We start from the raw sequence: 24,069 nt of genomic DNA on the forward strand, positions 1-24,069 counted from the left end.
TCTGTGAAAGGGGGCGGGGAGCGGGCGGTGCTAGCGGCGTCGGCCGCGCGGCGGGTCGTGGGCCCAGGCGCGGTGACGCTGGAACAGTTCGGTGGCGGGGCCGCAGTAGGACCACGGCACGGTCGTGGCGTACGGCCCGATCGCGTCGAAGACCTCCTGGGCCTCGCGGTGGCGGTTCGCGAACGACAGGGCGTGGGCGAGGTAGTTGGCGTCGTCGGCGAAGCAGGCGTGCGGGCGGAGCGCGCGATGGCGCCACCAGCGGTCGAGGACCAGGTCGGTCGTCGGGCACTCCACCCAGGGGTGGATCGTCAGGCCGTACCCGTCCCGGGCCCGCTCCTGCCGCGACCGGTGCGCCTCGGCGAGGACCACCAGGGGCAGGACCGCGAGGGGCAGCCCCGGCGGGGCGACGGCCGCCTGCTCCTCGGCCCACCACATGGCTTCTCCCTCCTCGCCGTGGTTGCGGGCGAAGAGGTACGTCACCACTTCGTGGTGGGCCTCGCGGTTCCAGGGATCGCGCTGCTTGATCTCCTCCCACACGTGCCCCAGCGTGTAGCGGTCGGGGGCGTGGGTGCGCAGCAGCGCGAGCATGACGAGCAGCGGTGCCACGTCCTCGGGCCACAGCCGCTGCACGGCGGCGCAGGTGTGCCAGGCGTCCTCCATCAGCGTCCGGCCCTCGTCGCGTCCTGCGATCATCGCGCGCAGGGCCTGCACGTTGGCGAGCAGGGCCAGGGCGTGCGGGGAGCGCGGTTCCGCCTCGGCCCAGGTGTCGGCGAACCGCAGCCGCGCGCCCGCCTCGGCGAGGACCTGGAGCTGGAAGATCCTGCGGTCCCAGTTCGCGCCGGTGGCCGTGAGGAGGTCGCGGGGGCCTTCCCAACGGCCCATCGAGGCGTCCTCGAGCACATGGCGCAGGGCTGTGTCGTCGCGCGCCGGGTGCGTGTCGAGTGCCCGTCCGGCCGCGTTCCTTCGCGCTCCCAGGCGACGCCCGGACGTCATGCGTGCCGGGTGCGGGGGTCGTTGGCGTTCATGTGCCGGTCGTTGGCGTTCATAGGCAGGTTCTTCGCACCCCAAGCTCGGTCAGATGGCTCAGATGGCTCTGTCGCGGTGATGCTGTGCCGTGCGGTGCTCGGGCGCGGTGGCGCACCGACGAATGGCGCCGCATGGTGCTCGGCCGGGCGCGGCGGTACGTCGCGCAGGTCACGCGCGGTCCGCCCGGAGCTGCCCGGAACGACGCGGTCCTACTGTGGTCAGCGGGTCCGGCGCCCGACAGTGTTTCTCCGTTGCGCAACAGCGGGCAGCGATGGCTGTGGCCGGGACTGGGCACACTTCATGGGCTGGGCGCCCTCAGCGGACGGCCCGGCGGAGCGCGGAGATCACCGGCCGCCCGTGAGACGGCGGTGCGGGACGCCGTGACCGTTGTGGCTCGCGATCCCGTCGGCGGCCGCGGCCTGCTCGGCCGCGGTGAGTCGGCGCAGGGCCTCCTGGCACGCGGCCGCCGACTCCTCCTCGGCGGCGCGCTCGGCGGCGTAGTCCCGCAGCAGGTCGTGGCGGAGGTAGCGGTCGGGTCCCGTCTCCTCGAGGAGGTGCACGGCGGCCAGGACCTCCAGGAGGCGCCGGGTGTGGCCGAGGGGCCGGTCCACGAGGGCGGCCGCGGCGGCCGCGCCGATCGTTGCTCCGGGGAACAGGCCGAGGAGGCGGAAGGTCCTGGCGGCCTCGGGGTCCAGGGCGCGGTACGAGGACGACAGGGCCGCGCGGACCGCGAGGTGCGGGTCGTCGATGTCGCTGAGGACGTTCAACCGGTGCTGCCGGTCGGCGAGTTCGGCGACGGCGTCGGCGATGGACCGGTGCGGGAACGTGGCGAGGCGCTCGGCGGCGATGCGCAGGGCCAGCGGCAGGTGCGCGCAGCGCCGCGCCAGGACCGCCGTCGCCGTCGGCTCGGCCGCGACCCGCTCCGGTCCTGCGACGGCGCTCAGGAGGTCGGCGGACTCCGACTGGTCCATCGGCCGCACCGAGAGCCGGTGGGCGCCCGCCTTGACGGCGAGCCCGGTCAGACGGCGTCTGCTGGTGACGAGGGCGACGCAGCCGCGCGCGCCGACGAGCAGCGGTTCGACGTGCCGTGAGCCCGCGGCGTTGTCCAGGATCACGAGGATGGGGCGCCGCACGGCGATGCTGCGGAAGACCGCGGCCCGCTCGGCCTCGTCCGCCGGAACGGCGTCGGCGGGAAGGCCGAACGCGGTCAGGAACTGTTCGAGTACGTCGGCCGCGGCGAGCGGCCGTGCTTCGGGGGAGTCGCCCTGGAGGTCGGTGAACAGCACGCCGCCGGGGAACCGGTCGGCGATCTCGTAGGCCCACCGGAGCGCCACCGTGCTCTTGCCGACGCCCGCGGGACCGTCGAGGGCGACCGTCAGGACGCTCTGTCTTCGATTTGCATCCGCGAGGAGTACGTCCAGCTCCTGGAGGAGGGCCCGACGGCCCACGAAGGCGGACGCTCCCGGCGGCAGCTGCGCGGGCCGGAGCAGTCCGGCGGGGCCGCTCCGGTCGGCCCGGGCGAGTGCGATCAACTCGCCGTCGAGGGCGAGCAGTTCGTCGCAGGCGCGGGCCAAATCGTCGGTGGGGATGGCCCGCCCGTTCTCCACCCGGCTGATCCAGCCGGGGCTGTAGTGCAGAAGCCGCGCCATCTGACGCAGCGACATACCCCGACTTTCCCGCCGTTGTCGCAGCACCGCCCCTAACCGGGGCTGCCCTCCCCGCCCGGTGATGATGCCGTCCCCCCGCATGCGTCCTCCCAGACTCGCCTCGGGTCGGTCAGATCATGTGCACAGGCGAACGATACGGAGTCTGGGGCCCGCTGGGGAGTTGGCGGACCGGAGCAATGCGAGAAGCAGCCACGGACAGGCGCGGCGGAACACCGGTTCGGGTTGGGTGGACGGCCGGACGCGCCTACTTCACGTCCACGTCGGCGTACACGGGGTGGTGGTCCGAGTACGCGCTGGGGCGCACGCTCTGTTCGAGCGGGGCGATGTCCCGCAGGAAGATGTAGTCGAACTTGAGCTGCCAGTCCGTGGTCGGCTCACAGGTGCCGCTCCCGGTGGGCGCGGGACGGCACTGGGGGTCCGCGTCGGTGGCCAGGGGCCACATCTTGCCGAGTTCGGGGGCGTCCGGCACCGCGTTGAAGTCGCCGAGGACGATGGCGCGGTCGTGCCGGGCGACGGCCGCGGCGAGGACGTCGACCTGCTTCTCGCGGAACTCGGGCTGTTGTCGCTGGGCGAGGTGGGTGTTGAAGACCCGGACGTTCCGGCCGCCCACCTTCGTGGTGACGGCCATGTACCCGCGGTCCTCGGACCCGCCTTCGGGGTACTCCACGTGCACGCGGTCCGTCATCGGCTCCGCCGAGAGGATCGCCTGCCCGAAGCCGCCGGGGCTCCACGGCCAGCCGCCGCACCGGCTCCGGTTGCGCAGCACCGACCCGTACTCGACGTGGTAGACCAGCCCGTGCAGATGCCGCAGATAGTCCCGGATCCGCTCGACGTCCCGCACACACGCCTCCTGCATCCCGATGACCTGGGGCGCGTACTCGGCGATCTCCGCCGCCCTGCCGACGTTGTTCTCGTCGCCGCAGGGGTTGCAGATGTTCCACGTCATGACCCGGTTCGACACGATGTCCTTGACCGGCTCGACGGGCGGTGTCCCGGCGAAGTGGGCACCGCTCGGCGTACTGGGGCCGATGAGCACCAGACAGGCCAGCGTCAAGGCTCCCGCCAGCAACCGCGTGGCCCTTCCGAACACCGCCGCCTCCTCCACCTGGACACACGCCGCAGCCGACGCCTCCCAGCACGAGGTTATGGGACGGGGAGATCAGCGACGCACGCGGTGTGGCGTATCCCGCCGCGTCCCACCCGCCTGCCGCGCGACGGTCCGCACAGCACGCAGCCCCGGGCGTAGGGCCGCTCCGGGGCTGTGCGTGGGGGACTGTCCTGTTGTCGAGCGGTGGCTTCGGCGGCGGGTGGGCGCCGCCGTGTCACTGGCCGGAGGCCCAGCGTTCGTGGGCCGACGGTTCGCGGCCGAGGAGGGCCATCGACCTGGTCTGCGCCGTGGAGCGCGGTACGCCCATCGCCTTGGCCAGGCCGCCGTAGGAGCCGCCGAGTTCGCGGTAGCGGCGGACGGCGGCGTCCCTGACGCCCTCGAGGGCCGGGATGAGCCGCTGGTCCAGGGCGCGGACCAGGGAGTGCAGGCGGTTCAGGTCCTCCTCGGGGACGCGGTCGCGGCCGTCCCGCTCCAGGGTGCGAAGGAGCAGCAACGCCCACTCCAGGGTGCGGGTGAACTCGCCGACCTGATCGGTTCCGCCGGACAGGTCGCAGGCCTCGTGCGGGCTGGCCAGGATGATGTCCGGGATGCGCTGTTCGTCTTCGTACGGCTCTCGAAGCTCGGCACGCACGACCACATCACTCATGGCAATCCCCTTTGGGGTTCCGTATACGGCGCGTGTCGTTGACTGCCGGTGCCCCCGGGCAGGGGTCAGCAGCTACTGGCATCCCGGGAGCGTGGCAGATGTACCGGACAATGAGGTTGGGATTTACGGTTCCTTAACGCCGCCTGGACGGGGCGCTCGGGCGGAGTGTCCGTTTCGGTCATGAGTTCATCGACCGCATCTGGTCCATTCCGGACACCATGCACTCCAGGCCGTCACGGAAGCGCTGGCCCGTGCTGCTGGAGGCGCTGCGCTTGACGTAGTCGGTGAGTGATTCCGGATGGTCCTGCGTGGCCGTGCTGAGGTAGGGCCCGAGGCGGCTCGCCCAGTCCTCCTCGCTCTCGGCGCTCTGCCGGGCCATGGCCTGCCAGGAGGCCTCGGAGAGGGCCGCGCCCACGGTGTAGTAGTAGATCGCGGAGAGCGCGGAGTCCAGCTGGCGCGGGGAGAAGCGGGCCTGCTCCAGGATCTGGATGATGGCGCTGGTGTGGGCGAGGGCCCGGGGCCCCACCGGGGGATGACCGCCCATCAGCTCGATCATCCAGGAGTGCTCGAGCAGCACGTCGAACAGGTCCGTCGCGCAGGTCTGGATGTCGGTGCGCCAGTTCCCCGAGCCGGACGGCGTGGGCGGGTCGGGAAAGACGGCGTCGATGGCCAGTTCCAGCAGGTCGTCCTTGGTCGGCACATGCCAGTAGAGCGACATCGGCGCCGAGTTCAGCGAGTCGGCGAGCTGTCGCATGCGCAGGTTGCGCACCCCCCCTTCGTCCAGGAGCCGCACTGCGGCCCGCACGATCTGCTCCCGGCTCAGCGGCTGCTTCGCCGGCCGCTGTTTCAGCTCCCGCAGCCAGATCGAGCCAGGTGGGCCGTTCGGTGTCGTGTCTCGTCCAGAAGTTTCAGTCACGTCTCTATGCTAACGCAGACTCGTACGACGTACGATAGATGGTATGCCGTACGGGAACACAGTTGACGGAATCCCGAAGGAGGCCGGCCATGGATGGCGTGGTGGACGACAGGCAAGGCGGGGACAAGGGAGGGGGCGGCGAAGTCCCCGGGGCGAAGAACCGGTGGGCGGTGCTCGGGGTTCTCTCCCTGAGCCTGCTGGTCGTCGCCCTTGACCTGACCGTGCTGAACGTGGCGCTGCCCACGCTCAGCACCGAACTCGAGCCGTCGTCGGTGCAGTTGCTCTGGATCGTCGACGTCTATTCGCTCGTGGTGGCGGGGCTGTTGATCAGCTGCGGCACCCTCGGCGACCGCCTCGGCCGCAAGCGGTTCCTGTGCCTGGGCTTCGTCGTCTTCGGCTTCGCCTCGGCCGCGGCGGCCTGGGCGAACGGGCCCGAGATGCTGATCGCGGCCCGCGCGCTGCTCGGCATCGGCGCCGCGATCATCATGCCGTCGACGCTGTCGATCATTCGCAATGTCTTCACAGATCGCAAAGAGCGCACGGTGGCGCTCGCCGTGTGGGCCACCATGTCCGCGGCCGGCGCCGCGGTCGGACCCGTGGTCGGCGGCGTCATGATCGAGCACTTCTGGTGGGGCTCGGTCTTCCTCATCAACGTGCCGATCATGATCTTCGCGCTGTTCGCCGCGGTGACCCTGGTGCCGGAGTCCAAGCACCCCAACCCGCCGCGCTGGGACACCATCGGCGCGGTCCTGTCCGTCACCGGCCTGATCTCGCTGGTGTACGCCATCCAGCACGGCGGCGCGGAGGGCCTGGAGGCCCAGACCGTCATCACGGGCGTCCTCGGCCTCGTCCTGCTCACCGCCCTGGTGCTGCGGGTGCTCCGGGTGCCCGATCCGCTCTTCGATCCGGCGCTGTTCCGCAACCGCGCCTTCTCCGTGGCGGTCGTGAGCGTGGTCCTCGCCATGTTCGGCATGGGCGGCCTGATGCTCCTGCTCACCCAGCACTGGCAGTTCATCGGCGGCGCCTCGCCGATGGAGTCGGGCCTCAGGCTGTTGCCGCTCCTCCTCGCCACCATGATCGGCGCTCCGATCATGTCGGTCATCGTGCCGAGGTACGGCACGCGGTTCGCGATGATGATCGGGATGGGCCTGATCGGCGGGGCGTTCTTCGTCCTGATGAACGTCAAGCCCGACACCGAGTACTGGGTCTTCGCCATCGCCCTCGCGGGCATCGGCGCCGGGGCGGGCTGCGCCATGACGGCCGCGTCCGACGCGATCATGTCGACGGCCGAGGCGGACACCGCGGGCGGCGCCGCGGGCATCGAGGAGACCTCCTACGAACTCGGCAACGGCCTCAGCGTCGCCATCATGGGCAGCGTGGCGTCCGCGCTGTTCCGCAGGGAGATGGACACCTCCGTCCCCGGCGTGGACGAGAAGTCCATGGACGCGGCGCGGGAAGGCATCGCCGACGCCGTCGGGGTGGCCAAAGCGCTGCCGGGCGCCGGGGGCGACGCGTTGGAGCGGCAGGCCGACAACGCGTTCGCGGACGCCTTCGGGTTCACGTCGCTGTGCACCGGCATCCTTCTCGTCCTGGTGGCGATCGCCGTGTTCCTGTTCATCCCGCGCGAGGCCGGGCGGCTCACCCCGGGGGCCAAGCGCGCGGACGGCGACCCCGAGGGGAGCGTGGACCTGGTGAAGCAGGCGCCGGGGGAGTCGGCGGAGAACCGGACCGAGTCCGCGGACCGGGCCTGACCGCAGGCGCTCCGCGCCTCGCAGCCGTACACCGCCCGCGCGTCGCAGCCGCCCGATCCATGGGCGGGTGCGACGCGCGGGCCGTGCGTGTGGGTGGTGCCCGGCACACGGGTGGGAGCGACGCGAGGGCCGTGGCGGGGAGCGATCGGCGAGGCGCGTGGGGGAGTCCTGCGCGGGGCGCACGTCGAGACAGCCGGGGCCCGTCACGGGTCCCGGCTGTCCTGCGTCGGTGGTCACGCCCGTGCGCGCGGCTCTCTCGATGGGCCGGCGCACGACCGCGTCAGGACGCGCGCTTGCGGCGCTCGACGAGTTCCAGGATCTTGTCGAGCCGCTCCAGCTCCACCACCTCGTCGTCCGATATCTCCACGCCGAGACCCTTCTCCAGGGCGAGCGCGAACTCGACCGAGGCCAGGGAGTCCAGGCCCAGGTCCTCCAGCGTGGACTCCGGGGCGATCTGATCCTCGGAGATGTCGAATTCCTTGGTGAGCAGGGACTTGACCGTTTCGTACACCGTTTCCTCCCGGGAGCGCAGTGTCGGTGGGGCCGGCGCGGGGCCGCGCCGGGAGAACCTCACCCGCGATAGGTGTGCGCCGCGAAGGCCGTCACGTCCGGCCAGGTCAGCGATGCCGCGCCCCAGGCGAGCCCGCCGCCGAACGCCGCGAGAAGCACCCGGTCGTTCGTGCGCAGCTTGCCCTGGGTCGCGGAGTCGGCGAGCAGCAGCGGCAGGGACGCCGCCGCCGTGTTGCCGACGTGCTCGATGTTGGACAGGACCCGGTCGCGCGGCACGCCGAGCTCGTCGGCGACGGCCTCGCTGATGCGGGCGTTGGCCTGATGGGTCGCGAGCCGGTCCACGTCCTCGACGGCCCATCCCGAGCGCTCGAGGACGTCGAGCGCCGACTGGGTCATGCGCTCCTTGGCGTGCCGGTAGACCTTGCGGCCCTGCATCTGCAGATGGTGGTCGGCGGCCTCGGGCACGGTGCCGGTGGAGCGCTGCCGGGCGCCGCCCGCGGGGATCTGGATCAGGTCGCTGTACTGGCCGTCGCTGCCGAGCCGGATCGGGCCGATGGCGCCCGGCTCGTCCGGGTCACCGGCGCGCAGCACGACGGCTCCCGCGGCGTCGCCGAAGATGACGGCCGTGTTCCGGTCCTCCGGGTCGACGATGGCGGAGAACGTCTCGGCGCCGATGACGAGGACGTGGTCGGCGAAGCCCGCCGCGATCGCCCCGACCCCCGCCGACAGGGCGTACAGGAACCCGGCGCACACGGCGGCGATGTCGTGCGCGGCGATCGGGCCGAGCCCGAGGGCCGAGGCGACCTCGGGCGCGGTGGCCGGGCACAGGCGGTCCGGGGTGGCCGTCGCGAGGACGACGGAGTCGACGCTGTCGCGGCCCGCCGACTTGAGGGCCAACTGTCCGGCCTCGACGGCCAGTTCGCGGGTGGCGGTGCCCGGGGGGACGGTGTGCCGCTCGGCGATGCCGGTGCGGCTGCGGATCCATTCGTCGGTGGTGTCGAGCCGGGCCTCAAGATCGGCGTTGGTGACCGTGCCGGGCGGCACATAGCCGGCGACGCCCGTCAGGACGGCCGCGCGTGTGCGATGCTTGTCCATCTCCTTGGCCTCAGGCCTTCCCCAGCAGAATCGCGCTGCTGACCATGCCGACGGTGTAGTTGAAGGACAGCGCGTGCTCCACGCGCAGCGGCCGGGCGGTGGTGCCCGGCACCGGGTCGAACAGGCAGGCGTCGTCGGGGTCGACGCAGCCCGCCGTCGGGAACACCTGGTCGCGCTGGATCATCAGCGACGTGGCCGCCACGCCGAGGCCGCCGAGCGGCCCGCCGTTGTGCCCGAAGCAGGCCTCCTGCACGGTCACGGGCATGCGCGTGGCACGGTCCCCGAAGAGGGTGTGCACGATGTTCGACTCCGTCTCGTGGAAGACGCGGTCGCCCTCGGCGCCGCCGTTGACATAGTCGATCCGGTCCGGCTCGACCAGGCCCGCCATGGCGTCCCGGGCGGCCTGGACCATGCCGACGCCCGCCCGGTCGATGGCGAAGGCGCTGTGCTGCGGGCTGCGCCGGGTGCGCTGCGACAGCATCCGGGCATAGGGCGTCGCGCCTCGCCGCTCGGCGTGCGCGCGGCTCTCCACGACGATCGTGATGGAGCCGTTGCCCATGTTGGAGCCCGGGGAGTTCTTGTCGTACGGGCGCATCTGCGCGCCCATCGCCAGGGCCGCGTCCTCCATGGCGTCGACGGTGACGCCCTCCTCGGCGCTCAGCTCGGCGTAGCGGTCGAGCAGGTCGGCGTAGTGCCGCAGGAAGTCGAGGCCGAACACGTCGGCGCCGGTGACCACCGCGACGTCCACCTCGCCGCTCGCGATCATCCGCTGCGCCATGCCGAGCAGCACCGCCGAAGACGTACAGCCGTTGGAGACGGTGAAGTTGGGGCCTGTCCCCGCCACGACGGACACCTGGACGTTGGCCACGTCCATGGGGATGCCGGTGAGGGCGAGCCGGGTGCCGAGCTCGTTGATCTCGTCCTTGGTGGCCTTGGCGCGGTCCGTGGCGAGGATGTCGGCGTACTGGGCCGACCAGCAGTCACCGCCGTCGCGGGCGGCGAGGATCGCCGCTTCGGACAGCGCGCCCGCACGCCAGTCGAGCCCGGCGTCGACACAGGCCTCCGCCATCGAGGTGAGGCCGAGCAACTGCACCGGGGAATAGAGTTTCAGTGCCTTGACGGGAAGTTCGGGATAACGCTCCTTCACATCCGCGACATCGGTGCGCACTTGACCGAAGAAGACACCGTTGTTTTCCACGTGACAGGCGCCGGTGGAGACGATTTCCAGGAATTCCGCGGAAGTCGCGCACAGTCCGCCAGGGCCTGGCAGTGCGAATCCCATGCCCGTGATCAATGTGTCGCGACCGGAATCCTGCTGCTGGTCCGCCATGAGACTCCCTGTGTTGCGTGCCACTGTCGACAGGTCGCCCGCACGCAGTGGGCGCATGCTGATGCACCGTGCTGTGCCGGTGACGGCTGCCGACGTTAGGCGCCGACGGGGCGGGGCGTAACCGGCCCCCGGTACCCGGTTCTCGCCCGCGGCAGGTATCGGAAGTACCGCAATCAATAATTGGTACTTCAAGTACCGGCGGTGAATTGTGCCGGGTACCTGCGGACCGATGTCGCCCGGGAAGCCGCCGGATAGTTTTCCCGCATGGCTGAACTGGCTGGATCCGCTGGACGGAAAGACCGCCGGGGCTCGGTACTGGTCACCGGTATCGGCGTCATGCTCCCCGGCGCGACCCACGTCAATGAATTCTGGCAGGACGTGCGCGACGGCAATTCCCGGATCGGCCGTCTGACGCGCGTCGATCCGGAACGGGCCGGTGTCGGCGCGGCCGGCGAGCTGCGCGACTTCGACCACCGGAAGTTCCTGCCGGAGCTGAACGAGAAGTTCGCCTCCCGGTACACCCGCGACGCCCTGGTCACCATGTCCGCCGTGGAGGAGGCCCGCCGCGACGCGGGACTCGGATCCGACGACATCGACCCCAGGCGCCTGTCCCTCATCGCCTCGTCGTCGCGCGGCCCCCTGGAGTGGGTCAGCGAGGCACTGACGGCCGACGGCGTCGAGGCCCAGGAGGGCGGCGGCCCGGACCACTTCGGCGACAGCGGCGCCATGCTGCGCGGCATGCCCGGCGCCCCGGCCACCCTGTCCGCCATCTACGGCGACGTGCGCGGGTTCGTCACCACGCTGAGCAGCGCCTGCGTGGGCGGCCACCACGCCATCTCCTTCGCCGCCGATCTGATCCGCGCCGGCATCGCCGACGCCGCGGTCGTCGTGGGCTACGAATTCCCCCTGACGCCTCTGGTCTTCCAGTCCTTCCGGGCGATGGGCAACCGCGTCCTGTCGACCGAGTCGGACGACCCCCGGCGCGCCATCCGCCCCTACACCCGCGACCGCGAGGGCTTCGCCTTCGGCGAGGGCGCCGTCGCCCTGTGCCTGGAGCGGGAGAGCCACGCCCGCGCCCGCGGCGCCTCCGGCTACGCCCGCTTCCTGTCCCACCGGGCCCTGAACGAGGCCACCCACCCCTTCGGCATGGACATGAGCGGGCAGGTCACGGCATCGGCCGTCACCGAAGCGCTGCACGACGCGGGCCGCACCCCGCAGGACGTCGACTGGTTCTGCGCGCACGGCACCGCCACGCCCAAGAACGACGTGGCGGAGAGCCGGATGCTCGCCGCGCTGTACGAGGGCCGGCCGCGGTCCGCCTGGCCGCCCCTCAGCTCCGTGAAGCCCGTCTACGGCCATCTCCTGGGCGCGGCCTCGATGGTGAACGCCGCGGCCACCTCGCTCGCCCTGCACCACCAGTGCCTGTGCTCGACCGCCAACTACGCGGGCGCCGTCCCCGACCCCGAGTGCGACCACGACCACGTCGCCGAGGGCCCCCGCCCGACCCGCACCGACCTCGCGGTGTCCCTGGCCTTCGCCATCGGCAGCCAGACCTCGGTGCTCGCCCTGGGCGCCGCGTGACCGGTGCGCCGCTCCCGCGGACCGAAACCCTGAAGGAGACCATGAGCACGCACAGCGGCACGGTGTCCCGCCCCGTCGTCGTCCCCGACGTCGACTCCCTGGTGTCCCGGTACGTGACACCCGGCATGCATCTGCACCTGGCGATGACCATGGCCCGGCCCAACGCCATGGTCTACGCCCTCGCCCGGCAGTTCGCGGGCCGGGGCGAGTTCACCGTCAGCACCTCGGCGACGCACACCGCGATGCACGCGCTGACCATGTCGGGCGCCGTGAAGCACCTGATCACGTGCTTCCTCGGCGACACCTACCCGACGCCGCGCCCCAACCCGCTCTACCGCGACCTGGTCCGCGGCACCCCGTTCAGCTGCGAGCTGTGGTCCCTGCTCAGCTTCACGCAGCGCCTGATGGCCGGGGCCACCGGGCTGCCGTACGCCGTGACGTCCTCGCTCGTCGGCAGCGACCTGGAGCGCGGGCTCACCGCCGACGCCCCGGACGCGCGGCCCGACGCCGGGGCGAAGTACCTGCGGGTGGGCGAACCGGCCCCGGGGGAGCGGCCGTTCGCCCTGGTGGAGCGGCTGCGTCCGGACCTGACGCTGGTGCACGGCGCCTGCGCGGACCGGCGCGGCAACATCGTGCTCGTGCCGCCCGCGGGCGAGGGCCCCTGGGCCGCGTACGCCGCCGAACAGGGCGTGATCGCCACGGTGGAGCGCATCGTGCCGGACGACTTCGTCGACGCGCACCCCGAGCGGGTCGTCATCCCAGGACAGCGCGTCATCGCCCTGTGCGAGGCGCCGCTCGGCGCCCACCCGCAGTCCCTGCGCGGCCTGGCCACCGGCGACGAGAGCGGCGACCTGGTGGGCTACCGCGACGACTACGTCTTCCTCACCGAGCTGGTCGAGCGCCTCGCCACCGAGGACGGGGCCAAGGAGTGGTACCGCGAGTGGGTCGAGGAACCGGCGGGACACACCGAGTACGTGCGCAAGCTCGGCGCCGCGCGACGCGCCGAACTGACGCTCGCCACCCAGCCGTTGACCCCGCGCGAACCCCTGGCCCCGCCCCCTCTGCCCGCGACCGCCGAGCCGGTGACCCGCGCGGAGCGCACCGTCGTCCTCGGGGCACGCGCCATCGTCGAGCGGGTCACCAGCGGCGACTACGACACCCTGCTCGCCGGGATCGGCGTGTCCCACCTGGCCGCCTGGCTGGCCGCCGCGCTGCTGCGCGAGCGGGGCATCCGGGTGCCGGTCTGCGCCGAACTCGGCTTCTACGCCACGGACCCCGAGCCCGGTGACGTCTTCCTCTTCAGCCAGCTGCACGCCACGCGCTCCCAGCAGCTCGGCGGCATCCCCGAGATCCTCGGCGGCATGGTGTCGGCGAACCCGCGCTGCCTCGGCGTCCTCGCCGCCGGTGAGGTGGACGCGGACGGCAACGTCAACACCAGCCTGCTCGCCGACGGCCGCTGGCTGACCGGCTCCGGCGGCGCCAACGACATCGCCACGAGCACCGACTGCCTGGTCCTCTCCACGGCGTCGCCGCGCAAGTTCGTCGAGCGCGTCGCCTATGTGACCAGCCCCGGCACCCGGGTGCGCGAAGTGGTCAGCCACTTCGGCCGGTTCCGGCGCACGGAGGACGAGGCGGGCACGGACGTCCCCGGCCCCTTCCGGCTCGCCACCTGGCTGCCGCCCGGCGGCGACGGGCCCACCCGGCCCGAGGACGCCGTGGCGACGCTGACCCGATGGCCCGTGAGCAGCGCGGGCTGCACCCCGGAACCGGAGGTCACCGAGGCGGAGATCGCCTGGCTGCGCAGTCTCGACCCGCAGGGTCACTACAGGTGAGGAGCACGGTGTGAGCGGTGGCATCTGGATGGGCAAGGGCCTGTCCTTCCGAGGCTTCGGGCACTACTTCCCGCGGCACTGCGAGGAGATCCCGGCGGACCTGCCCGAGGCGCCCGAGATGGAGGCGGCGGTCCTCGGCCCCGACCTCGGCGTCGAGCGGCGGCACCTGTCCGACGACACGGAGACCGTGCCGTACATGGCCGTGGAGGCCGGACGGCACGCGCTGCGCAACGCCGGACTTGAGGCGACCGACCTCGACCTGGTGGTCTTCTCCTCCTGGTCGCAGCGCAGGTACGCGCCCGAGGACGCGCCCCGGATCGCGATGCGGCTCGGCGCCGGGCGGGCCCTGGCCTTCGACGTGTGCGCGGCCTGCGTCGGCTTCGTGCACTCCGTGCAGACGGCCGCGGCGATGCTGACCAGCCACCAGTGGCGGCGCGCGCTCGTGGTCTGCTCCGACCAGTTCTCACAGCGGCTCAAGCCCGGACGGCGCGGCAGTTACGTCGGCGGGGACGGGGCGGGCGCGGCCGTGATCGAGGCCGGGCCGCCGGACGACTCGCGGCTGCGGGACTCCGTCGTGCTCAGCTACGGCGAGCACGCGGGTGTCTCCAAGGCCCGCGGCAAGGACGGCTGGACGGTCAGCCTGCCCTCGATCGCGCAGGTCGCGGCGGCGACCGCGGGCGAGGCCACGGACCTGGTCCTGCGGCGCGCCGGAATGACGATCGCCGACGTGGACTGGGTGGTGCCGCATCCGGGCTCGACGCGGATCAGCGAGGAACTCATCCGGCGCATCGGCGCCGATCCCGCGATGGTCCTGACGAACCTGCGCACCCGCGGCCAGACGACCAGCGCGACGATCCCGAGCGCGCTGTCGGAGTTCACCGAGTCCGGCGAACTGCGCAAGGGCGACGTGATCCTGTCGCCCGCGGCCGGCGCGGGGTGGTTCTCGGGAGCCCTGCTCTACCAGCTCTGAGACGCCGGCTCCGAGACCCCGGCTCCGAGACGAGACAGCACGCACACGACGGGAAGACGAGGAAAGGACCTCCCCCATGTCCGAAACCCAGTCACCGCTCGACAACGGCGGTCCGCCGGTCGTGCTCAGCGGCGTCGGCCACTACTTCCCCGGCGAGCCGGTCACCAACGACCACTTCGCCCAACTGCCGGGACTCGACGTCGACGACACCTGGATCCGCACGTACACGGGCGTCGAGACCCGCCACTGGGCAGGCCCCGAGGAGCGGTTCGCCGAGATGGGCGTCAAGGCGGCGCGGGCCGCCCTCGACGACGCCGGCCTCGACATCTCCGACGTGGACGTGATCGTCGGCACCAGCGCGACCGCGCGGCCGCGCGCCAACCCGTCCTCGATCGGCAACAACTACATGGACATCTCCCTGCCGGTGCAACGGCAGTTGGGTGCCCGCGACGCGTTCGCCTTCGACGTGACCGCGGTGGCCTGCGCGGGGTTCCTGTACGCGAGCGTGGTGGCCCGCGGCCTCCTCGCGACGACCGGTGCGAGGACCGCCCTGGTGGTGTGCGCCGAGAGCCCCCGCGCCATCCTGAACTTCGACTTCAAGAACTCCGCGCTGTTCGGCGCGGGCGCCGCGGCGGCGGTCTGGCGGCGTGGCGACTCCGTGGGCGGCGGCGCCGACGGACTTCCCACCCGCAGCGGGCTGATCGACGTGGTCCTGCGCGCCGACGGCCGCTACTACGACGCCTTCGACATCGACGAGAACGACAAGATGGTGATGCGCGGGGGAGTGCTCTCCGAGGTCACCCCGGACATGCTCGTCGACGCCGGACAGACGGTCCTCAAGCGCAACGGCCTGTCACCGGAACAGATTTCCTGGTGCATTCCCCATCAGGCCAACACCAATCTCCTCTACCCGATGGCGGACCGTCTCGGCATTCCGCGCGAACGCATGCTCCTGAACCTGCCGCGGCGCGGAAACACCTCCAGCGTCGGCATGCCGAGCGCGCTCTCGGAATACGTGCGCGACGGCACGGTGAAACCCGGCGAACTGCTCCTCGGCGTCAGCATCGGGCGCGGACTCAGCTGGGGCGCCATGGTTTTCCGGTACCAGTGAGTCGTCGTACCGGCGAATCGCCTTACCAGCGAATCGCCGTACCCATGAGGCGCGATGCCGGAGAGCGCCGGACCGCGGCTGAACCCGAGAGCGAGAGGTGAACGGTCTTGTCCGATTCCAGGAACGCGCTGGTGACCGGGGGCACCCGGGGCCTGGGCCTGGCCGTCGGCCGGATGCTGGCCGAGCGGGGGTGGCGCACCACGGTCCTCGGCCTCGACCCGGGCCGCCTCGAGAAGGTGCGGGCCATGGCCGAGGCCGAGGGCCTCGACCTGCGGGCGGTGCGCGCCGACGTGACGTCGGAGGAGTCCGTCCGGGAGGTCTTCGCCGAGCTGACGGCGGACCAGCCCCTGCATCTGTGCGTGAACAACGCGGGCCGCAACCTGTCCCGCCTGCTGCTGCGCAAACCGCGCGACGAGAGCGCCGCCGAGCTGCTCACGCATCCCCTCGACGACTGGGAGAAGACGCTGCGGCTGTGCCTGACCGGGGTGTTCCTCGTCGGGCGCGAGGCCGCGGCGAGCATGGTCCGGCACCAGGTGGCGGGCGCCATCGTCAATGTCTCCTCCGGCCTCGCGGCCGGCGCCTACGGACAGTCCGCGTACACCGCGGCGAAGGCGGGCGTGGAGGCGCTGACCCGCACCTGGTCCTATGAACTCGGCCCCTACGGCATCAGGGTGGCGGCCGTCGCGCCGGGTGTCATGGACGGCGAGGCGCTGCGGGAGAAGAGCACCGCCTTCCCGCGCCACGCCCACTACATGGACGGCCTCAAGCGCTTTGTCCCACTCGGCCGTTGGGGCGCCGAGGAAGAGATCGCGGACGCGGTGTGCTTCGCCGCGGAAAACCCCTACGTCACCGGTTCCGTGATTCGCGTCGACGGCGGCGGGCCGCCCGGCTGGGTGCCCTGACGGAATATGCGGGGCCGGGCGAACGCGCCATGAGTGGGGTACGTCGAGTACCCGCGCAATGAATCATCGAGTACTGGAGGCCAGATGCAGTCGAATGCCGACGCCACTAGTTTTCCGTCCATGACGACAGGCCACCACGGCATCTGGGAAGACGCCGGAATACGTTTCACCGGATTCGGCCACTATTTCGGCTCCGAGGAAATACACAACGAGGGCGTGGAGGATGCCACGACGAGCGTCGTGGAGGACCGCGTCATCGGCGGGGTCGGCGTCCGCACCCGCTATCGGGCCACCGAGGAGGAGACGCCCGTCCTCATGGCGGCGGAGGCCTCCCGGCAGGCCCTGGAGGAGTCCGGCGTCGACGCCGACGACATCGACGTGGTGATCGTCAGCCACTGGACGGACCGCAACTACGTCCACGAGGTGGGCGCGCTGACCGCGGCGGAGCTCGGCATGAAGGGCTCCATGGCCTTCGAGGTGTGCGGCTCCTGCGCCGGGTTCATCCAGGCGGTGCACACCGCGGCCTCGTTCCTCACCTCACCGACCGGCTACCGCAAGGCACTCGTGGCCACCACCGAGCGCGTCACCCGGCGGGTGCGGCCCGGCTCCAAGGGCTCGATGCTCGTCTCCGACGGCGCCGGTGCCGTCGTCCTGGAGGCGACCCCCGGCGGCACGCCGGGGCTGATCGACTCCGTGTTCCACAGCGACGGCAGCCTCGCCAACATGTCCGCGGCGGGCGGGGACAAGGGCTGGGTCAAGAGCCACCCGGACCTCAACGACGTCGCCCTCGCGCACATCGCCGACACCGTCGAGGAGATCCTCGGCCGCAACAAGCTGACCATCGGCGACATCGACTGGCTCATCCCGCACTCCGGGACCGAGCCGCTCGCCAAGGGCATCCAGCACAACCTGGGCGCGGACCCGGCACGCGTCCTGACCAACCTCTCCTTCCGCGGCAACGTCTCCAGCGCCTCCATCCCCACCACGGTCTCCGAGCTGCGCGAGCGCGGCGTCGTGAAATCCGGCGACCTGGTCCTGTCCCCGTCCATCGGCGGCGGGGTCTGGTGCTGGGGCAGCCTCCTCTACCGGATCTGAGCGCACCGAGCGAGCTGGGGATACGTGGCGAATCCGATCAAAGGGGTCCGAGCGGTGACCACGACCAAGAGCCCCCGGGACGCACTCGTCACCGGCATGGGCTTCTGTCTGCCGGGGCGCGGGGCGCCCACGGCGACACCGGAGCAGTTCTGGACGGCCGTCGCGCACGGCGACTCGTTCCTGGCACAGGACGACGGCACGTACTTCGGCAGCGTTCCGCTCGACCCGGAGTCCGTCGCCGCCCGGCTGCCGGAGATCCCGCCGCGCTTCCTCGCGAAGTACTCCGACATCCACCTCTACGGACTCCTCGCCCTCCTGGAAGCGTGCGAGGACGCCACGCTCGACTGGCGCACGGGCGCGCTCCGCGAGGCCGCGGTGCTCGCGGGCCGCAACGCCACGGCCGACGCCATCGTCGACACGTACCTGCCGGTGCTGCTCGCCGACACCCGGCACATCAGCCCGAGCGAGGCCCGCGCGGTGCTGTTCCGCAACGTCCTGGGCGCGGTGATGTCGGACGTCGAGACCACCCAGGCCGGCCTCGTGGGCGCCACCGGACCCAGCTACACGCTGTCGTGCGGATGCGCCTCGTCCGCCGTACTCATCGGCAACGCCGCCCGGATGATCGCGGCGGGAGAGACGGACGTCGCCGTCGTCACCGGCGCCGACTACTGGCGCGAGAGCCGCCTGCGCCAGTACGCCGAACTCGAGGCCCGGTCGGTCATGGGGACCGAACCCCAGACCGCCACCCTCATCGACGAACCCATGCGCCCCTACGACGAGCGGGCCGCCGGCCTCAACTACGGCAACGGCGCCGCCACGCTGATCCTGGAGAGCCGCGAGCACGCCCGCCGCAGGGGAGCGCGCAGCTACGGCCGGATCCTCGGCCAGACCACCACCCGCAACGCCCAGCCGAACCTGGCCCTCGACACCGACGGCGCCGGGGCGGTGCGCGCCGCGCGCTCCTGCATGGCGGGCCTCGCCTCGCCCGACGAGATCGACTACGTCAACGGCGCCGCGACCGGGGACCGGGCGTTCAACCTCATGGAGGGCAACATCATGCCCGCGATCTTCGGGGAGCGGACGGCCAGCCTGCCCGTCACCGTCCAGGAGGCCGTGTTCGGTCACAGCGGGGCGCCGCTCGGCGTGATCGGGGTGGCGGCGACGCTCCAGATGATGGGCCACGGCCACATCGCCCCGACCGCCAACTGCGAGAAGCCCGCCGAGGTGTGCACCTTCGACCCGGTGTCCGGGACGGAGGGCAGGACCGCGCGCGTCGACCTCGCCCTCAGCCTCAACTACACCATCGGCTCCGTCGCCAGCGCCATCCTCGTGGGAGGCTCCGATGACTGAACAGCGGACTGTGCCTGAAGAGCGCACGGCCGGGTCGGCCCCCGCGCCGCGCCTCGAGACGGACTCCCTCGCCCCCGTCGGCCGCCACGTCCTCCTCGAATCCACCCCCGGGGCCGTCCACACCCGCGCGGTCAAGGAGGCCTGGGAGCGCCTCGGCTTCCACGTCACCGCCGTCAACGGCGCGGACACCCCCGAACCCCCCGACGTGTACTGCGTCGTGGCCCTCGGCAACGAGGCGCTCGGCAGCCGCGCCTCGGCGTCGCTGCGCCGCGCGCACGTGGCCCGCGTCCTGGAGGCCATGGCCCGCCGGGGCGACGGCCGCGCCGTCCTGGTCACCGACGCGGGCCCGCACGTCCACGACGACGCGGAGCCCGAGTGCGCGGCGGAGCGGGCGGCCGACCACGCCTGGTGGCAGCACCTCGCCAAGCGGTGCGCCACCCAAGGCGTGCTCGCCAACACCGTGCGCGTCGGCTACGCCCCGTTCCTCGGGCACGAGCTGACCGCCGAGGCCGAGGGCGAACTGCTCCGCCACCTGGTCACCCGCCGCCCCGTCACCCCGCCCGAACTCACCGCGGCCTTGCGCCTGGTGGCCTCGCGCGGCTTCGGCAGCGTGGCGGGGGAGACCCTGCCCCTGGACGGCGGACTCGACGCGGGCATCGTGCCCATGCCGTCGGCGCGCCCGCCGCGCCCCGCCCCGGCCGCCGCCGACACCGACGGAGCCGATCCGTTCCGGCTCACCGGACACGTCGTGATGGTCACCGGGGCCAGCAGCGGCATCGGCGCCGGCATCGCCCGGGAGAGCGCGGCCCGCGGCGCCGACGTCGTCCTCGTCGCCCGCCGCCGCCCCGAGCTGGAGAAGCTCGCCGCCGAGGTCCGCGAACTGGGCCGCAGGGCCTGGGTGGTGACCGCCGACCTGTCCGACCCGGCGCGGGCGGCCGGCCTGGTGCACGAGGCCTGGGAGCGCACCGGGGGCGTCGACGCCCTCGCCTACGCCGCGGGCGCCGTCTCCTTCGACGGCACCGGCGACAACGCCGACAACCGGCAGCGGCTCCTCGCCCTCAACTCCCTCTCGTACGCCGGTACGTGCGACGCGCTGCTCAAGCACTGGGCCGCGTCCCGCAGGGGCGGCGCGGTGGCCGTGGTCTCCTCGCTCGCCGCGGTGAGCGCACCGGTGGCGAACCTGGCGAGCTACGGCCTGAGCAAGGCCGCGACCGCCCAGTTCACCAGCCACTTCGCCACCTCGGCCGCCCGGTACCGGGTGCGGGCCAACAGCGTGCTCCCGGGCTTCGTCCGCACCCCGATGACGGACGTCACCAACCCCGCGTTCCTGGACGCGACCAACCGGCTCGTGCCCACCGGGCGGATGAGTGAGCCCACGGAGGTCGCGGCGCTCGTCTGCTACCTCATCAGCCCCGCGGCGGCCGGTCTGACCGGAGCGAAGCTGCGCGTGGACGGCGGCGGCCACTGCCTGGCCGGACTGCCGCACCTGGACCCGTCCGAGCACCCCCTAGAGGAAGGACCACGGCAGTGACGCCCTCCGTGCCCCGCCCCCACCCCACCGTGCCGGAAGGAGACCGCAGGTGACCGACGACAGGCCCCTGAAGGGCAAGGTGGCGCTGGTCGCGGGCGCCTCGTCCGGGATCGGGGCGAGCATCGCCCGCTCGCTCGCACAGGCGGGTGCCTCCGTCGCGCTCGTGGCCCGCCGCAAGGAACAGCTCGCCGCCGTGGAGCAGGACGTGGCGGGCCACGAGGTGCCCGCCGTCACCCTCGTCGCCGACCTGGCGGCCGACGGCGCCCCCAAGGACACGGTGGCCGCCGCCGAACGGGCCCTCGGCCCCATCGACATCATGGTGAACAACGCCGCCCTCGCCCGCACCGGACCCATCCACGACACCCACCCCCGGCACTGGCGGCAGGCCTTCCACCTCAACCTGGACGTGCCGTTCCTGCTGGCCCGCGCCGTGCTGCCCGGCATGCGCGAACGCGGCCACGGCTGGATCGTCAACATCAGCTCCGAGGGCAGCCTGCTGCAGGCCGACTGGTCGGCCCCGTACTCCATCACCAAACGCGCCCTGAACGCGCTCACCGCCCAGATCGACCTGGAGAACCGGCACCTGGGCGTGCGCGCCGTCGCCGTGCTGCCCGGCTGGGTGCGCACCGACCTGGCCCAGGACCCCGAGACCCTCGGCGTGGAGGTCAGGGACCTCCTCGACCCCGCGGACATCGCCGACGTCGTGCTGTGGGCCGTCACCCGCCCGCCCGCGGTCAGCATCGGCCCGCTGATACCCGTGCGCCCCGTCAGCAGGAACGCGCAGACCCTTGTCAACTGGGAGCAGTACCTGCGGACGCTGCGCCACTACGACACCTCCGGCGGCCACATGGTCGACGTGCCCGGGATCCCTGAATGACCGGCGCCACGACCGCCCCCGGCCCGGCCGCGGCGACGAAGCAGGCCGAGCAGGCGCCCGAACGCCTCGTCGAGATCCTGCCGCCCGGTGACCCCCGGGTGCCCGACGCCGCGCACTGCGTGACGGGTGACTTGCTCGCCGCCCGCGCCCAGGCACACCCCGACCGCGTGTACGCCATCTTCGACGACCCCGCCGACGGCGGCGACAGCACCGAGTGGACGTACGGCCAGGCCTACGACGACGCGCGGGCCACCGCCGCCGCCCTGTACCGCTTGGGCGTGCGCCAGGGCGACACCGTGCTGTGCTGGCTGCCCAACGGCCGGGACGCGCTGCGCGTCTGGTACGGCGTCAACCTCCTGGGCGCCGTCCACGTCCCCGTCAACACCGCCTACCGGGGCAACCTGCTCGGGCACGTGCTCGCCAATTCCGGCGCCCGCGTCCTGGTCGCCCACGCGCTGCTCGTCGACCGGCTCCAGCACACCGACGGGGCCGAGCTCCAGGAGGTCGTCGTCCTCGGCGGCGGCCCCGACGACCCGTGGCCCGACGCCCTGCCCGGCGCCCCGCGCGTCCACGGCCCGTCGGCGCTGCGCGGACGGCCGGAGGACTTCGCGCCGCCCGAGCGGCCTGTCGCCCCCTGGGACACCATGGCGGTGATCTACACCTCGGGCACCACGGGCCCCTCCAAGGGCGTCCTGGTCTCCTACGTCCACCACTACTCGACGGTGACGGCGCTGCTCGACGACGACATCACCGAGCACGACCGGTACCTGCTCAACCTGCCGCTGTGCCACGGCGGCGGCACCGAAGTGGCGTACTGCATGCTCCTGTTCGGGGGCTCGGTCGTCGTCACCGAGGGCTTCAGGACAGCTGAGTTCTGGGAGGTGGTCCGGCGGCACGAGGTCACCATGTGCACCCTGCTCGGCGCCATGGTGGACTTCCTGCTCGGCCTGCCGCCCCGCCCGGGCGACACCGACCATCCGCTGCGGGCCGCCTGCGTGATCCCGCTGACGCGCCAGGCCCTCGACTTCGGCCGCCGCTTCGGCGTGGACGTCTACACCGGCTTCAACATGTCCGAGACGTCGGCACCGCTGGTGTCCCCGCTCAACCCGCAGCGCACCGGCAGCTGCGGGCGGCCGCGCCCCGGCGTGCAGTGCCGGGTCGTCGACGAGCACGGCATCGACGTACCGGACGGCCGCGCGGGCGAGCTCGTGCTGCGTGCCGACCGGCCGTGGTCGCTGTTCCACGGCTACCACGGCATGCCGGAGGCGACCGCGGCGGCGTGGCGGCACGGCTGGTTCCACACCGGGGATGCCGTCCTTCGCGAACAGGGCGGCGACTACTTCTTCGTGGACCGCATCAAGGACGCCATCCGGCGCCGGGGCGAGAACGTCTCCTCCGCCGAGGTCGAGGCCGAACTCCTCAGCCACCCGGCCGTCGCCCTCGCCGCGGCCGTGGCGGTGCCCAGCGAGCAGGCCGAGGACGAGATACTCGCCGCCCTCGTGCTGCGGGCCGGGGTGCGCTTCGACCCGGAGCAGTTCCTCGCCCACTTGAGGCCGCGCATGGCCCACTTCATGGTGCCGCGCTATCTGCGGGTCGTCGCCGAGCTGCCCGTGACGGAGACCGGCAAGGTCCGCAAGGAGACGCTGCGCGCCCAGGGCGTCACCCCCGACACCTGGGACCGGGTGGCCGCAGGGATCGAGGTCACCCGTGACCGCATCCGCTGAACCGGCCGCCGCGCACCGCGTGATCGACGTGTGCGCGCTGGCCCTGGACCGGGAGTGCTGGCGCACGTACTTCCAGGGGCTCGGCGCGGTGGCACCGACGTATCTGCGGGCCTTCGGCCGCCACGCCACGGCGGTCTTCGGCGCCGACCACTCCCGCTTCCGGGCCCGCCTGGACGCGGGCGACCAGGACGGGGCGGTCGACCTGCTCGTCGCGGGCCGACCGGAGCGGGTGGACACCGAGGCGCTGCTCGCCGACATGGACGACAACGGTGTCGTCCACCAGGTCCTGATGAGCTGCGGCGGCGCCACCGCCGACGGCGACGACGTCAACAGCCGCGTCGCCGCCGTCGCCGCCAAGGCCCCCGACCGGCTGCAGGCCTGGGCGGGCATCGACCTCACCGACCCCGACCTGGCCGTCGCCGAACTGGAACGGTGCCACGGCCTCGGCATGCGCGGCTTCGCCGTGACCCCGTTCTGGCAGGGCGTCGACCCGCGCGACGCGGCGTACGACACGGTCTACGCCCGGGCGCAGGAGCTCGGCATGCCGCTGTGGCTGCACACCGGGCACCACTTCTCGCGGCACGCCGCAGAGCTGTGCCACCCCCGCAACGTCGACTGGATCGCCCTGCGCCACCCCGAACTGCCCGTCGTGGCCGGGCACGCCGCCTGGCCCTGGGTGCTCGACCTGGTCTCCGTCGCCCAGCGCCACCGCCACGTCTACCTCGACATCTCCTCCCACCGGCCGCCGTGGATGGCCCGCCCCGGATCGGGCTGGGAGCCCCTGCTCCTGTACGGCAGCACCGCGCTGCGCGGCCGGGTCCTGTTCGGCTCGGCGACCTGGGTCAACGCCGACCCGGTCGCCGCGCTCGCCCGGCAGGTGGCCGACCTCGGCCTCGGCGACGAGGTCACCGACGCCTGGCTGTACGGCAACGCGGCCCGGCTGCTCGGGCTCGGACCGGGCTGACGCCCGTGCGCCGACCCGCACCGCCGACACCCCCAAGACCCACCCGCACCGCCGACACCCCCCGACCCACCCGCACCCACTCC

The 24,069-nt window shown here is 72.5% G+C and carries 20 protein-coding genes; 12 read left to right on the plus strand and 8 right to left on the minus strand.

Annotated features, from left to right (window positions below; all coding sequences use genetic code 11):
- Positions 1 to 30 precede the first annotated feature (30 nt).
- From AB6L24_RS18075 to AB6L24_RS18095, 5 genes are all read right to left on the minus strand, one after another.
- Positions 31 to 993: a hypothetical protein gene (locus tag AB6L24_RS18075; protein WP_405656396.1), complete on the minus strand. Its 963-nt coding sequence runs from the start codon at positions 991 to 993 to the stop codon at positions 31 to 33.
- 377 nt (positions 994 to 1,370) lie between these two features.
- Positions 1,371 to 2,774, minus strand: a complete 1,404-nt coding sequence (locus AB6L24_RS18080; protein WP_405656399.1) for a helix-turn-helix domain-containing protein — start codon at positions 2,772 to 2,774, stop codon at positions 1,371 to 1,373.
- 163 nt (positions 2,775 to 2,937) lie between these two features.
- Positions 2,938 to 3,783, minus strand: a complete 846-nt coding sequence (locus tag AB6L24_RS18085; protein ID WP_405656400.1) for an endonuclease/exonuclease/phosphatase family protein — start codon at positions 3,781 to 3,783, stop codon at positions 2,938 to 2,940.
- Between the two features lie 232 nt (positions 3,784 to 4,015).
- On the minus strand, positions 4,016 to 4,447 hold the full coding sequence (locus AB6L24_RS18090) for a hypothetical protein (RefSeq protein ID WP_405656402.1): 432 nt from the start codon (positions 4,445 to 4,447) through the stop codon (positions 4,016 to 4,018).
- A gap of 178 nt (positions 4,448 to 4,625) precedes the next feature.
- Complete coding sequence (locus tag AB6L24_RS18095) at positions 4,626 to 5,363, minus strand: TetR/AcrR family transcriptional regulator (RefSeq protein WP_405656403.1); 738 nt, start codon at positions 5,361 to 5,363, stop codon at positions 4,626 to 4,628.
- 89 nt (positions 5,364 to 5,452) lie between these two features.
- Here AB6L24_RS18095 and AB6L24_RS18100 point away from each other — a divergent pair, with 89 nt between their 5' ends.
- Positions 5,453 to 7,114, plus strand: a complete 1,662-nt coding sequence (locus AB6L24_RS18100) for an MFS transporter (protein ID WP_405656405.1) — start codon at positions 5,453 to 5,455, stop codon at positions 7,112 to 7,114.
- Between the two features lie 280 nt (positions 7,115 to 7,394).
- Here AB6L24_RS18100 and AB6L24_RS18105 read toward each other — a convergent pair whose 3' ends face one another.
- From AB6L24_RS18105 to AB6L24_RS18115, 3 genes are read right to left on the minus strand one after another with little or no spacing between them, the layout of a single operon-like run.
- Positions 7,395 to 7,625: an acyl carrier protein gene (locus AB6L24_RS18105; protein WP_125264276.1), complete on the minus strand. Its 231-nt coding sequence runs from the start codon at positions 7,623 to 7,625 to the stop codon at positions 7,395 to 7,397.
- A 59-nt stretch (positions 7,626 to 7,684) separates the two neighbouring features.
- The gene (locus AB6L24_RS18110; RefSeq protein ID WP_405656408.1) at positions 7,685 to 8,719 is read right to left on the minus strand and encodes a beta-ketoacyl-ACP synthase III; all 1,035 of its coding nucleotides are present in this window, start codon (positions 8,717 to 8,719) and stop codon (positions 7,685 to 7,687) included.
- A 10-nt stretch (positions 8,720 to 8,729) separates the two neighbouring features.
- A complete protein-coding gene (locus AB6L24_RS18115; RefSeq protein ID WP_405656410.1) occupies positions 8,730 to 9,917 on the minus strand; it encodes a beta-ketoacyl synthase N-terminal-like domain-containing protein in 1,188 nt (395 codons plus the stop codon).
- A 396-nt stretch (positions 9,918 to 10,313) separates the two neighbouring features.
- Between AB6L24_RS18115 and AB6L24_RS18120 the strand changes: the two genes are divergently transcribed.
- The 11 genes from AB6L24_RS18120 to AB6L24_RS18170 all read left to right on the plus strand — a co-directional run bounded on the left by AB6L24_RS18120 (position 10,314) and on the right by AB6L24_RS18170 (position 23,986).
- Complete coding sequence (locus AB6L24_RS18120; RefSeq protein ID WP_405656412.1) at positions 10,314 to 11,630, plus strand: beta-ketoacyl-[acyl-carrier-protein] synthase family protein; 1,317 nt, start codon at positions 10,314 to 10,316, stop codon at positions 11,628 to 11,630.
- Positions 11,631 to 11,671: 41 nt separating this feature from the next.
- Positions 11,672 to 13,462, plus strand: a complete 1,791-nt coding sequence (locus tag AB6L24_RS18125; RefSeq protein WP_405656414.1) for a CoA-transferase — start codon at positions 11,672 to 11,674, stop codon at positions 13,460 to 13,462.
- A gap of 10 nt (positions 13,463 to 13,472) precedes the next feature.
- Entirely contained in the window at positions 13,473 to 14,432 is a 960-nt protein-coding gene (locus tag AB6L24_RS18130) for a ketoacyl-ACP synthase III (RefSeq protein ID WP_125264280.1), read from the plus strand.
- Between the two features lie 76 nt (positions 14,433 to 14,508).
- On the plus strand, positions 14,509 to 15,543 hold the full coding sequence (locus AB6L24_RS18135) for a 3-oxoacyl-ACP synthase III family protein (protein ID WP_405656417.1): 1,035 nt from the start codon (positions 14,509 to 14,511) through the stop codon (positions 15,541 to 15,543).
- A gap of 107 nt (positions 15,544 to 15,650) precedes the next feature.
- Positions 15,651 to 16,445: an SDR family NAD(P)-dependent oxidoreductase gene (locus AB6L24_RS18140; protein ID WP_030356407.1), complete on the plus strand. Its 795-nt coding sequence runs from the start codon at positions 15,651 to 15,653 to the stop codon at positions 16,443 to 16,445.
- Between the two features lie 120 nt (positions 16,446 to 16,565).
- Positions 16,566 to 17,540 carry a ketoacyl-ACP synthase III gene (locus AB6L24_RS18145; protein ID WP_405656419.1) on the plus strand — a complete coding sequence of 325 codons (975 nt, stop codon included), beginning with the start codon at positions 16,566 to 16,568 and terminating at the stop codon, positions 17,538 to 17,540.
- A gap of 54 nt (positions 17,541 to 17,594) precedes the next feature.
- Complete coding sequence (locus AB6L24_RS18150) at positions 17,595 to 18,890, plus strand: beta-ketoacyl-[acyl-carrier-protein] synthase family protein (RefSeq protein WP_405656421.1); 1,296 nt, start codon at positions 17,595 to 17,597, stop codon at positions 18,888 to 18,890.
- Positions 18,883 to 20,421, plus strand: coding sequence for an SDR family NAD(P)-dependent oxidoreductase (locus tag AB6L24_RS18155; RefSeq protein WP_405656423.1), 1,539 nt, complete (start codon positions 18,883 to 18,885; stop codon positions 20,419 to 20,421). Before AB6L24_RS18150 ends, AB6L24_RS18155 begins: the two co-directional genes overlap by 8 nt.
- A gap of 49 nt (positions 20,422 to 20,470) precedes the next feature.
- Positions 20,471 to 21,298 carry an SDR family oxidoreductase gene (locus tag AB6L24_RS18160; RefSeq protein WP_380849440.1) on the plus strand — a complete coding sequence of 276 codons (828 nt, stop codon included), beginning with the start codon at positions 20,471 to 20,473 and terminating at the stop codon, positions 21,296 to 21,298.
- The gene (locus AB6L24_RS18165) at positions 21,295 to 23,022 is read left to right on the plus strand and encodes an AMP-binding protein (RefSeq protein ID WP_405656425.1); all 1,728 of its coding nucleotides are present in this window, start codon (positions 21,295 to 21,297) and stop codon (positions 23,020 to 23,022) included. Before AB6L24_RS18160 ends, AB6L24_RS18165 begins: the two co-directional genes overlap by 4 nt.
- Complete coding sequence (locus AB6L24_RS18170; protein ID WP_405656428.1) at positions 23,006 to 23,986, plus strand: amidohydrolase family protein; 981 nt, start codon at positions 23,006 to 23,008, stop codon at positions 23,984 to 23,986. Before AB6L24_RS18165 ends, AB6L24_RS18170 begins: the two co-directional genes overlap by 17 nt.
- The last annotated feature ends 83 nt before the right edge of the window (positions 23,987 to 24,069 follow it).

Source organism: Streptomyces sp. RK9 (assembly GCF_045070545.1).
Classification (GTDB): Bacteria; Actinomycetota; Actinomycetes; order Streptomycetales; family Streptomycetaceae; genus Streptomyces; species Streptomyces alboflavus.

Bases quoted from the DNA above. Each gene is read 5' to 3' on its own strand.
- AB6L24_RS18075 (WP_405656396.1), bottom strand. From the start codon at position 993: ATGACGTCCGGGCGTCGCCTGGGAGCGCGAAGGAACGCGGCCGGACGG.
- AB6L24_RS18080 (WP_405656399.1), bottom strand. From the start codon at position 2,774: ATGCGGGGGGACGGCATCATCACCGGGCGGGGAGGGCAGCCCCGGTTA.
- AB6L24_RS18090 (WP_405656402.1), bottom strand. From the start codon at position 4,447: ATGAGTGATGTGGTCGTGCGTGCCGAGCTTCGAGAGCCGTACGAAGAC.
- AB6L24_RS18100 (WP_405656405.1), top strand. From the start codon at position 5,453: ATGGATGGCGTGGTGGACGACAGGCAAGGCGGGGACAAGGGAGGGGGC.
- AB6L24_RS18110 (WP_405656408.1), bottom strand. From the start codon at position 8,719: ATGGACAAGCATCGCACACGCGCGGCCGTCCTGACGGGCGTCGCCGGC.
- AB6L24_RS18120 (WP_405656412.1), top strand. From the start codon at position 10,314: ATGGCTGAACTGGCTGGATCCGCTGGACGGAAAGACCGCCGGGGCTCG.
- AB6L24_RS18125 (WP_405656414.1), top strand. From the start codon at position 11,672: ATGAGCACGCACAGCGGCACGGTGTCCCGCCCCGTCGTCGTCCCCGAC.
- AB6L24_RS18135 (WP_405656417.1), top strand. From the start codon at position 14,509: ATGTCCGAAACCCAGTCACCGCTCGACAACGGCGGTCCGCCGGTCGTG.
- AB6L24_RS18145 (WP_405656419.1), top strand. From the start codon at position 16,566: ATGACGACAGGCCACCACGGCATCTGGGAAGACGCCGGAATACGTTTC.
- AB6L24_RS18155 (WP_405656423.1), top strand. From the start codon at position 18,883: ATGACTGAACAGCGGACTGTGCCTGAAGAGCGCACGGCCGGGTCGGCC.
- AB6L24_RS18165 (WP_405656425.1), top strand. From the start codon at position 21,295: ATGACCGGCGCCACGACCGCCCCCGGCCCGGCCGCGGCGACGAAGCAG.